Origin of the sequence: Shinella sp. HZN7 (genome assembly GCF_001652565.1) — a bacterium.
Classification (GTDB): Bacteria; Pseudomonadota; Alphaproteobacteria; order Rhizobiales; family Rhizobiaceae; genus Shinella; species Shinella granuli.
In genome coordinates, this window is sequence record NZ_CP015737.1 from 372403 (window position 1) to 383209 (window position 10807).

The 10807-nt window shown below is 66.8% G+C and carries 11 protein-coding genes; 9 read left to right on the forward strand and 2 right to left on the reverse strand.

What is annotated here, in order from left to right:
- Positions 1–81 precede the first annotated feature (81 nt).
- From shn_RS24095 to shn_RS24120, 6 genes are all read left to right on the forward strand, one after another.
- Positions 82–762 carry a GntR family transcriptional regulator gene (locus shn_RS24095; protein WP_064333046.1) on the forward strand — a complete coding sequence of 227 codons (681 nt, stop codon included), beginning with the start codon at positions 82–84 and terminating at the stop codon, positions 760–762.
- 72 nt (positions 763–834) lie between these two features.
- Positions 835–1575, forward strand: a complete 741-nt coding sequence (locus shn_RS24100; protein ID WP_064333047.1) for an SDR family NAD(P)-dependent oxidoreductase — start codon at positions 835–837, stop codon at positions 1573–1575.
- Positions 1576–1810: 235 nt separating this feature from the next.
- Positions 1811–2839, forward strand: a complete 1029-nt coding sequence (locus tag shn_RS24105) for an ABC transporter substrate-binding protein (protein ID WP_064333048.1) — start codon at positions 1811–1813, stop codon at positions 2837–2839.
- Between the two features lie 218 nt (positions 2840–3057).
- The gene (locus shn_RS24110) at positions 3058–4131 is read left to right on the forward strand and encodes an ABC transporter ATP-binding protein (RefSeq protein ID WP_064333049.1); all 1074 of its coding nucleotides are present in this window, start codon (positions 3058–3060) and stop codon (positions 4129–4131) included.
- A complete protein-coding gene (locus shn_RS24115; protein WP_064333050.1) occupies positions 4128–5306 on the forward strand; it encodes an ABC transporter permease in 1179 nt (392 codons plus the stop codon). Before shn_RS24110 ends, shn_RS24115 begins: the two co-directional genes overlap by 4 nt.
- 3 nt (positions 5307–5309) lie before the next feature.
- Positions 5310–6092, forward strand: a complete 783-nt coding sequence (locus tag shn_RS24120) for an ABC transporter permease (RefSeq protein ID WP_064333051.1) — start codon at positions 5310–5312, stop codon at positions 6090–6092.
- Here the strand turns inward: shn_RS24120 and shn_RS24125 are convergent.
- Positions 6089–7483 (reverse strand): PLP-dependent aminotransferase family protein, encoded by a 1395-nt coding sequence (locus shn_RS24125; protein WP_064333284.1) that lies wholly within the window; start codon positions 7481–7483, stop codon positions 6089–6091. The genes shn_RS24120 and shn_RS24125 overlap by 4 nt on opposite strands.
- Before the next feature lie 339 nt (positions 7484–7822).
- Here shn_RS24125 and shn_RS24130 point away from each other — a divergent pair, with 339 nt between their 5' ends.
- The 3 genes from shn_RS24130 (at position 7823) to shn_RS24140 (ending at position 10281) form a co-directional block, all read left to right on the forward strand.
- Complete coding sequence (locus tag shn_RS24130) at positions 7823–8686, forward strand: DMT family transporter (RefSeq protein ID WP_064333052.1); 864 nt, start codon at positions 7823–7825, stop codon at positions 8684–8686.
- Between the two features lie 177 nt (positions 8687–8863).
- Complete coding sequence (locus tag shn_RS24135; RefSeq protein WP_064333285.1) at positions 8864–9883, forward strand: GlxA family transcriptional regulator; 1020 nt, start codon at positions 8864–8866, stop codon at positions 9881–9883.
- 74 nt (positions 9884–9957) lie between these two features.
- A complete protein-coding gene (locus tag shn_RS24140; RefSeq protein WP_064333053.1) occupies positions 9958–10281 on the forward strand; it encodes a hypothetical protein in 324 nt (107 codons plus the stop codon).
- 113 nt (positions 10282–10394) lie between these two features.
- On the opposite strand, the gene shn_RS24145 is transcribed toward shn_RS24140, so the two are convergent.
- Positions 10395–10700: a hypothetical protein gene (locus tag shn_RS24145; protein WP_064333054.1), complete on the reverse strand. Its 306-nt coding sequence runs from the start codon at positions 10698–10700 to the stop codon at positions 10395–10397.
- Between the last annotated feature and the right edge of the window lie 107 nt (positions 10701–10807).

Consider the following 10807-nt stretch of genomic DNA (forward strand, 5'->3'; position numbering starts at 1 on the left):
ATGCTCGCGGCAGGAGATACTTGAAACACGTCAAAAAAGATGCATCAAGTATCTTATTACTCGATTTTGCGGATCAGTTCCATGGCTGAATTCACGACACTGGAACACGAAAACCTCAACAGGGTCGTCTATGGCGCGCTGTGCGACGCGCTGATGCAGGGCAGGTTCCAGCCCGGCGACCGGCTGAAGATCCGCGATCTCGCCGAGCAGTTCGGCACCAGCGTCACGCCGATCCGCGACGCCATCCTGCGGCTGGCCAATGACGAGGCGATCACCTTCCGCTCGCCGCGCGACATCCGCATTCCGGGCCTCAGCGAAAGCCGCTACCGGGAGATCCGGGCGATCCGCATCCGTCTGGAGGGGCTGGCGGCGGAAACCGCCGCGCAGGTGGCGACCAGCGCGGATATCCAGGCGCTGGAGCAGATCCTGCGGGAAAACGAGCAGGCAATCGCGGCCGGGGACCGGTTGAAGGGCACGCAGCTCAACCAGGCCTTTCACTTCCTGCTGCCGCAGATCGCCGGGCTTCCGGTGCTGACCACCATCCTGCGGCGGCTCTGGCTGCAGATGGGGCCACACATTTCCGACGCCTACATCGCCGGCGGCCGGGCAATGATCGATCATCACTATCCGGTCGTGGAAGCGCTGAAGCGCCACGATCCGGCGGCAGCCTCGATGGCGATCGTCGACGATATCCTGCTCGGCGGCAAGCCGATCCTGGAGCGAATCGAGGGGGTCGGGGAGCGGGAGGCGCGCCGGGCATAGCCTTTCACGCGGGAGGGCTTGCAATTCGAAAATGGCCTATTACGATGTATCAAGCATCAATGGAGATCGCGCATGACCGAAGAACGCCGCTACATGCTGCTGACGGGAGCGAGCCGCGGCATCGGCCATGCGACGGTCAAACTCTTCCAGGCGAAGGGCTGGCGCATCCTGACCGTCTCCCGCCAGCCCTTTTCCGAGGAATGCGCCTGGCCGTCCGCCCGTGAAAGCCATATCCAGGCGGACCTTGCCGACCTTTCGCAGATCGACCGGCTGGCCGCGACGGTGCGCGAGCGGCTGCCGAACGGCCGGCTGCACGCGCTCGTCAACAATGCCGGCATTTCGCCCAAGGGGCCGGGCAGGAGCCGCCTCGGCGTGCTCGATACGGATGCCGACGTCTGGACCCAGGTGCTCAATGTCAACCTCGTCTCGACGGCGCTGATCGCCCGTGCGCTGATGCCGGAGCTGGAAGCGGCGAAGGGCTCGATCGTCAATGTCACCTCGATCGCCGGTTCCCGCGTGCATCCCTTCGCGGGCGTCGCCTATGCCGCCTCCAAGGCGGCGCTGGCCTCGCTGACGCGCGAGATGGCGCATGAATTCGGCCGCCGCGGCGTGCGGGCCAATGCGATTGCGCCGGGGGAGATCGAGACCTCGATCCTCTCGCCGGGAACCGACGAACTGGTTGCGGCGGAAGTGCCGATGGGACGGCTGGGCGAACCGCGCGAAGTCGCGGAAACCATCTATTTCCTCTGCACCGAGCCGTCCTCCTACATCAACGGCGCGGAAATCCACATCAACGGAGGGCAGCACGTCTGACGACCGTCAAGCGGGGAAAATATCCCGTTGACCGGGAAGACCCGGAATGCATCAATCGGCCGTAACGCCCAGGGGAAAGGGTGCGACGACCGGAGAGGCTGCAAGCAGCGCCGACAGGCCAAAGGCCGGGGCGGGCCGGCAGTCCGAGAAAGGATCGTCATCGGGGACCGGGCCATCCGGCTCCTTCACAAACGAAGAAAAGGGGAGTGCAATGAAGACTGTCTTTCAATCCGGAATGCTCACGGCCGCGGCCATCGTGCTGTCGGCAGGCCTTGCCGCGCCGTCGCTCGCGCGCGACCTCACCATCGTCTCCTGGGGCGGCAACTACCAGGACGCGCAGCGCGACATCTACTTCAAGCCCTTCGCCGAAAAGTCCGGCAAGCCGGTGCTCGACGAAGCCTGGGACGGCGGCATCGGCGTCATCCAGTCGAAGGTCAAGGCCGGCGCGCCGAACTGGGATGCCGTGCAGGTCGAGGCGGAGGAACTGGCACTCGGCTGTGCCGACGGCCTCTACGAGAAGATCGACTGGGACAAGATGGGCGGCAAGGACAGGTTCCTCGACAGCGCGGTCAATGACTGTGGCGTCGGCGCGATCGTCTGGTCCACGGCGATCGCCTATGACGGCGACAAGCTGGCGGAAGGCCCGGCGTCCTGGGCGGACTTCTGGAACGTCGAAAAGTTCCCGGGCAAGCGCTCGCTGCGCAAGGGGCCGAAATACACGCTCGAATTCGCGCTGCTCGCCGACGGCGTCTCCAAGGACGAGCTCTATGACGTGCTCGGCACGGAAGAGGGCGTCGAACGCGCCTTCAAGAAGCTCGACGAATTGAAGGCGAACATCGTCTGGTGGGAATCGGGCGCCCAGCCGCTGCAGTTCCTCGCCTCCGGCGAAGTGGCGATGACGTCGGCCTATAACGGCCGCATCACCGGCATCAACCGCACGGAAGGCAAGAACTTCAAGGTCGTCTTCCCGGGCAGCATCTACGCCGTCGACAGTTGGGTCGTGCTGAAGGACGCGGAGAACAAGGACGCCGCGCAGGACTTCATCGCCTTTGCCAGCGAGCCCGACAACCAGGCGAAGCTGCCGGAATTCGTGGCCTACGGCCTGCCGGTCAAGGAAGCGGCGGCCAAGGTTCCGGCCGAGTTCGCCAAGGACCTGCCGACCGATCCGGCCAACCTGACGGACTCGATCGCCCTCGATGTCGATTTCTGGATCGACAATGCGGAAACGCTGACCCAGCGCTTCAACGCCTGGCTGGCACAGTAAGGCTGCTGCTTGCGGGGCGGAACGGCCCCTCATCCCGTTGCCGCGACCTTCTCCCCGCAGACGGGGAGAAGGCAATCCCGGCAAGGATCGGGCACAAACAGACCTGCAGGCATATGTTGAGGAAAACGGTGCAACACCCCGTCTCTCCGCCTGCGGGGAGACGGTGCCGGCGGGCGGATGAGGGGCGCTTGCCCGCCAGCGACCGTTCCGATGGAGTCATGATCTTGGCCGAATTCATCCGTTTCGACCGCATCACCAAATTCTACGGCCCGCTCTGCGTGGTCGAAAATCTCGATCTCGGCATCGACAAGGGCGAGTTCGTCAGCCTGCTCGGCCCGTCCGGTTCCGGCAAGACGACGCTCCTGATGATGCTCGCCGGTTTCGAGCAGCCGACATCGGGCAACATCCTGCTCGACGGCACCGCGATCAACGACGTGCCGACCCACAGGCGGGACATGGGCGTCGTCTTCCAGAGCTATGCGCTCTTCCCGCACATGTCGGTCGGCGAGAACGTCGCCTTTCCGCTGCAGATGCGCGGCATGGGCAGGGCGGAGATCGAGGGGCGCGTCAAGCGGGCGCTGGACATGGTGCAGCTTTCGGCCTTCGCCGACCGGCGTCCCTCGCAGCTTTCCGGCGGCCAGCAGCAGCGCGTGGCGCTGTCGCGCGCGCTGGTCTTCGAGCCGCGCGTCGTCTTGATGGACGAGCCGCTCGGCGCGCTCGACAAACAATTGCGCGAGCAGATGCAGCTCGATATCCGCGACCTGCACCGCCGCCTCGGCCTGACGATCGTCTTCGTCACGCACGACCAGTCGGAGGCGCTGACCATGTCGGATCGCGTCGCCGTCTTCAACAAGGGCAAGATCGAGCAGATCGGCACGCCCCGGCAGGTCTATGACGAGCCGGCGACGCGCTTCGTCGCCGAGTTCATCGGCGAGACCAACCTGGTCGAGGGCGTGGTCGAGGCGGTCGAGGGGGAGGAGGCGACCGTACGCCTGCCGTCCGGGGCGCAGATCGTCTCGGCGGTTTCCGGCAGCGTCTCCTCCGGCCAGCCCGTCTTCCTTTCCATCCGGCCGGAGCGGGTCGACCTCAGCGAGACGCGGGGCGATGCGCGCAACTGCCTGGAGACGGAGGTCACCGACAGCGTCTATCAGGGCGATCACCTGCGCGTGCAATTGCAGAACGCCGCCCATCCGCTGATCGCCAAGCTCGGCCGCCGGTCGCGTGAATTCCCGCCGGGCACGCGGGTCTATGCGGGCTTTTCGGCCGGTGACTGCCGGGTCATCGCGCCATGAGCGCGGGCGCCTCCCGGACCGGCCGGTCGCTCCTCCTGCTGGCGCCGCTGCTTCTCTTCCTCGTCGGCTTCTTCGTCTGGCCGCTGATCAGCATGATGTCGCAAGCCGTGTCGGATCCGGCCGTGCTGCGCCTCCTGCCGCGCAGCGCCGCGGTGCTGGCCGACTGGGATCGCGCCTCGCCGCCGACCATGCCCATGCAGGCCGCGCTGATCGAAGACCTCAAGGCCGTCGACGACGACCAGGCGCTCGGCGACATGGTGCGCCGCCTCAACAGCGCCCGCTCCGGCTTCCGCACGCTGATGGCGAAGACGACGAGCGCGCTTGCAGACACGGCCAATCCGCCCGCCGACCTCGTCTCCATCGACCAGCGCTGGGAGCGGCCGGAATTCTGGCTGGCGATCGCCGATGCGCTCTCGCCCTATACCGACCGCAACCTGCTCGCTGCCGTCGATCTCGGCCGCAATGCCGCGGGCAGCATCGAGCACCTGCCGGCCGACCAGTCCGTCAACCGGGTGATCCTCGTGCGGACCTTCTGGATCGCCGCGCTCGTCACCTTCGCCTGCGCCTGCATCGGCTTTCCCTATGCGATCATCGCCGCCTCGCTGACCGGCTGGAAGCGCGACCTGATGCTCGGCGCCGTGCTGTTGCCGCTGTGGACCTCGCTCCTGGTGCGCACCGCCGCCTGGTTCATCCTCCTGCAGGAACAGGGGCTGATCAACGATCTCCTGCGCTGGCTGCGTATCATCGACGCGCCGCTGCCGCTGATCTTCAATCGCACCGGCGTCATCATCGCCATGACCCATGTGCTGCTGCCCTTCATGGTGCTGCCGATCTACTCCGTGCTGATCACCATTCCGAAGAACCTGATGCCGGCCGCCGCCTCGCTCGGCGCGCCGCCCTGGCGGGCGTTCCTGCGCGTGCTTCTGCCGCTCAGCCTGCGCGGCGTCGCCTCCGGCAGCCTGCTCGTCTTCATTTCGGCGATCGGCTACTACATCACGCCGGCGCTGATCGGCGGGCCGGGCGACCAGATGATCTCGTCCATCATCGCCTTCTACGCCACGGGCTCGGCGAACTGGGGCATGGCCGGCGCGCTCGGCGTCGTGCTGCTCGTCGCGACGCTGCTGCTCTACAGTGTCTATGCGCGGCTCTCCGCCGATGAACCGGGGAGGCGATAGGCCATGCCGATGAAGCTCGCCAGGACCGCCTTCGCCGCGCTGACGATCCTGTTCCTCGTCGCGCCGCTCATCGCCATCCTGCCGCTCGCCTTCACCTCGAGCGTCATCCTCACCTATCCGGTCCCCTCCTGGTCGCTGCGCTGGTTCGAGGAGCTGTTCACCGCCGATGCCTGGCGGCGGGCGATCGTCAACAGCCTGATCATCGGCACCGGCACGACGCTGCTGGCCACGGTGCTCGGCACGGCCTCCTCGCTGGGTCTGCGCAACCGGCTCCTCTTCTTCCGCGGCTCCATGCGCACGCTCTTCCTGCTGCCGATGGTGGTGCCGGCGGTCGTGCTCGGCGTCGGCATGCAGGTGCTGCTCGCCGGCTTCGGCCTGACGAACAGCTATGCCGGCGTGATCATCGCCCATACGGTCGTGGCCGTGCCCTTCGTGGTGGTCAGCGTCACCGGGGCGCTCGCCGGCATCGACGAGCGGGTGGAGCTTGCGGCCCAAAGCCTCGGCGCACCGCCCGCCACGGTCTTCCGGCGCGTGACGCTGCCGCTCGCCATGCCGGGCGTGCTCTCGGGCGCTGTGCTCGCCTTCGCCACGTCGCTCGACGAGGTGGTGCTGACGCTCTTCGTCGCCGGCCCCAACCAGCGCACGCTCGCCCGGCAGATGTTTTCCAGCATCCGCGAGAACATCAGCCCCGCCATCGCCGCCGCCGCCTTCCTCTTCATCGTCGCGACGGTCGTGATCGGCCTCATCGTGGTGCTGTCGCGCTCCATGCTGGCGAAGCGGCGCTAGGCTGTTCGCTTCAGCGCATCGGCGAGGACCTGGTAGACGCGCGGTTCCAGCATGTGCGCCACGTTGAAGCGCATGAAGCCGGCCGCACTCTGCGACACACTGAAGACGTTGCCGGGGGCGAGCACGAGGCCTTCGGCAAGGGCGGCCTGCGCGACCTCGCCGGAATCCAGCCCCTCCGGCAGCCGGCACCAGAGATTGAAGCCGCCGCGTGGCTGGAGCCAGGGCGTGATGCCGAGCCGAAAAAGCCGCTCCGCCACCTCGCGCCGCGCGCGCACCAGCTTGCGGCGCAGCTCCTCCATGTGCTTGCGGTAGCCGCCGCCGGCGAGCATATGGGCGATGATCTCGCTGGAGATCGGGCTCGGCCCGCCGAAATTGGTGGCGATCTGCAGGTCGACCAGCCCGTCGACCCAATCCGGCCGCGCGGCGATATAGCCGCAGCGCGCGGAGGCGGAGAGCGTCTTGGAGAAACTGCCGATGCGGATGACGCGGTCGAGCCCGTCGAGTGCGGCAAGCCGGGTGGAGGGCTCCGGCTCGAAATCGGCAAAGATGTCATCCTCGACGATGATCGTCTCGCTGCCGGCGGCCGCGTTGAGCAGGCGGTGCGCCACCTGCGGCGACAGGGTCGCGCCCGTCGGGTTGTGGATGGCCGAATTGGTCACGTAGAGCCTCGGACGCTCTGCCGCGAGCACGGTCTCGAAGGCCGCGATGTCGGGGCCGGACGGCGTATAGGGCACGCCGACGACCGTCACCTGATGCGCCTTCAGTAGCGCCTGGAAATTGAAGTAGCAGGGATCGTCCACCAGCACCGTGTCGCCGGGGCGCAGCAGGAAGCGGCCGATCAGGTCGAGCGCCTGCGTGCCCGTGCTCGTCAGCATCAGGTGCTCCGGCGCGGCCGAAATGCCTTCCTCCGTGAGGCGACCGAGCAGCAGCCGCCGCAGGAACGAGGAGCCGCGCGTGCTGCCGTAATAGGACAGGAGGTCGCCGTCGCTCTTCGCCAGGCTGCGCATCGCGCGGCGCAGCGCCGCGTCCGGCATCCAGTCCGCCGGCAGCCAGCCGCAGCCGGGTTTCAGCACTGCGGCATCGGCGTCGAGCGACTGGCGCGACACCCAGAACGGATCGACCGCCCGCGCCTTCGGCGTCTCCGCCTCGGCAAGCTTCAGCGGGGGCAGGGCGGTTTGCGAGACATAGAAGCCGGAGCCGCGTTGCGCCCGGATCAGCCCCTCCGCCGCAAGCCGGTCATAGGCCTCCACCACCGTGGAGGGCGAAACGCCCATGGCGGCGGCGAAGCGGCGGATGGAGGGCAGCCGGTCGCCGGGCGCGAGCGCCCGGCCGGCGATGCGGCCGTTGATCGCCGCCATGACCTCGGAAATTCGGCTCGTGCTTTCGGTCATGTCCTCGCTCTTCGTATTCGGCATTCTTCCCTGGAAGGGGCGGTAGGCGGGCTGATGAAGCGCTTGTCCCTCTCATCCGGCCTGCCGGCCACCTTCTCCCCGCAAGCGGGGCGAAGGGGATATGCCGTGCCGTTTTCCTCAAACAATGGCCGTTCATGAGGCACGTCCCCTCTCCCCGCTTGCGGGGAGAGGGTTAGGGTGAGGGGCGGCCGCCTTGCCCATGGAGAATTGCCCAATCTGTATTGTATATTGAACCAGTACAGTTCTTTTCAATTGTATCGCTCCTCCCCTGTCTTCGCCAGCCCTCCTGGCGTAAAAAGGGGATGAATGCGAGGACCAATGAAAACATCCATGGAAGGCTGGGGCAGCGGGCTTGCCGGCGTCATCATTTTCAGCGGCTCGCTGCCGGCGACCCGCGTGGCGGTGGCGGATTTCTCGCCGCTGTTCCTGACGTCGGCCCGCGCGGTCATCGCCGCGCTGCTGGGCGCGGCGCTGCTCCTTGCCCTGCGCCAGCCGAGGCCGTCGCGCGATACGCTTCTTTCGCTGGCGATCGTCGCGCTCGGCGTCGTCGTCGGCTTTCCCCTGCTGACGGCGCTGGCGCTGCAATACGTCACCTCGGCCCATTCCATCGTCTTTGTCGGCCTTCTGCCGCTGGCGACCGCCATCTTCGGCGTGCTGCGCGGCGGGGAGCGGCCGAAGCCGCTGTTCTGGCTGTTCTCCGGCATCGGCAGCGCAACGGTGGTGGGCTTCGCGCTGAATTCGGGCGGCGAAGTCTCGCTCTTCGGCGATCTCCTGATGGTCGTGGCCATCGTCGCCTGCGGCCTTGGTTATGCGGAAGGCGCCAAGCTCTCGCGCACGCTCGGCGGCTGGCAGGTCATTTCCTGGGCGCTGATCCTCTCCCTGCCGCTGATGGCGATCATCGCGCTCGTCTCGCTGCCCGGGACCTTCGCCGGCATCGATGGCGGCGCCTGGGCGGGGCTCGCCTATGTCTCGGTCTTCAGCATGCTGATCGGCTTCGTCTTCTGGTATCGGGGCCTGGCGCTCGGCGGCATCGCGGCGGTGGGCCAGTTGCAACTGCTCCAGCCCTTCTTCGGCCTCCTGCTCGCCGCCGTCCTGCTGCATGAGCGCGTGAGCCCGCTGATGCTGGTCACGACGCTCGCCATCGTGCTTTGCGTGGCCGGCGCCCGCAAGTTTGCCCGCTAAAGCAATTCCAGCAAAAGTGTGAAGCGGTTTTGCGGAAGGCAATTCCGGCCGACCTGCGCAGGACCGGCAGCCGGCGGCGTTCGGGGAATGGAGACGGCGCGCGAAATCTGCTATGGCTCTTGCCAGCGGTTCGTGCCTTCGACGATAGTGTCCGGCGGAACGGCCTGGGAGAGCTGGATGGCGGCAGATGTTCGCACGTCGAAGGAGATGAACGGGGCCCTTGCGCCGAAGGCGCTGCGCGTCGGCTTCATCCTGTCGAAAAGTTTCACGCTGTCGGCCTTCGCGCTGTTCGTCGATACGCTGCGGCTGGCCAGCGACAGCGAGGACCGTTCGCGCCGCGTCCACTGCGACTGGGACGTGCTGAGCAGCACGCGCAACTTCATCACGTCGTCGAGCGGCATCCAGGTCGCCCCGACCGCTCCCTTCGCCGATCCCGCCTGTTTCGACTACATCGCCGTCGTCGGCGGCCTCCTGTCGGTGGAGGAACCCATCGACAGCTATGCCCAGGCCTATCTGCGCAAGGCCGCCCAGGCCGGCGTCGGCCTGATCGGCCTCTGTACGGGCAGCTTCATCCTGGCCGAGGCGGGCCTTCTGAAGGGGCACACGGCCTGCGTAAGCTGGCTGCACCACCGCGATTTCCGCGGCCGTTTTCCCGATATCGAGGCGACGTCGGAACAGATCTTCCGCTTCGACGGCAAGGTCGCCACCTGTGCCGGCGGCAGCAGCGTCGCCGATCTCGCCGCGACGCTCGTGCGCCACCATGTCGGCGAGGCGGCCGAGCGCAACGCGCTGGAAATCCTGCAGATCCGCCACCGGCGCGATGCGACCGACGTACAGCCGCGCAACCCGCTCGGCCTCGAGGCCCGCGACCGCCGCGTGCACCTCGCCATCATGATGATGGAACAGCACACCGAGGACCTCCTGTCGATCGACAGCATCGCCACCATGACGGGCGTCTCGCGCCGCCAGCTCGAGCGGCTGTTCGAGGGCGACATGGGCGCCTCGCCGAGCGCGATCTACATGAAGATCCGCATGGCCGCGGCGCTCACCATGGTGATGCGTACCAACAAGCCGCTGATCGAGATCGCGCTGGAGACCGGTTTCGAGAGCCTGTCGCACTTCACCCGCCGCTTCCGTGCCGCTTTCGGCGATACGCCCTCGCAGATCCGCCGCGACGGCCGCCGCCAGGCCGGCTGAGGGCAAATCGCCCGGCCCCGGGAACCAAGCCGCGCGAAAACCGTTCGGTCTCCATTGCTGACAAGGAGACCGCAATGGCAAGCAACGACGTCCAATCCCAGATTTCCGCCCTGCGCGCAGAGATCGCCCAGCTCCAGAAGGATCTTGGCGAACGCGGCAGCGAGGCCTACGAGGCCATCCGCGATCGCGCCGGCAATGCCGTGGAGGCTGCCGGGCCGGCCGTCCGCTCGGCAACGAAATATGTGCGCAACGAAGGCGCCGCCGTCGCCCAGGCCGCGCGCGAGCATCCCGCGGCACTTTCTACGGTCGTCTTGACCGCAGGTCTTGCCGGCGTCGTCATCGGATACCTGCTCGGCTCGCTCGAAAGCGAACCGCCCCGCCGCCAGCGCTGGTTCTGAGCAAACGAAAGCCCGGCATTGCCGGGCTTTTTCATGCTGTGAGGAAACGGATGCAAGATGCAGGTTTCCTTGATTTTCTCCGTATCCCCGGGCCTGGCCCGGGGATGCGCATGTCACCGGTGGCGAAGGCCGAACAGATAGCCGATGAAGGCGGCGCCGGCCAGCGCGGCGAGCGGGTTGGCCTGGATCGTCTGGCGTACCTCGTCACGCAGCGATTCCGCCTTGGCGACCGCCAGTTGGCCGGTGCCTTCGGCGATCAGCCCCGCGGATTCCTTCAGCCGGCTGATTTCCGCCTTCAGCGCCTCGATCTGTTCGCTCACCGTTGCTTCTGCCGCCGCAGCGCTGGCATCTTCCGAAATGCTGTCGCGCCCTTCAACGACGCCGAGCGTGCGTTTGCCGGTGCTCTTTTCGTCAGCCATGGACATGTCTCCTGGATTTGATGGAATGGCGAAAGGAGAACTTTCGCCGCGCCACTTGGTTCCCGCCGATGATTCAAACTGTGATCTTTCCGACGCGACCGGGCGAT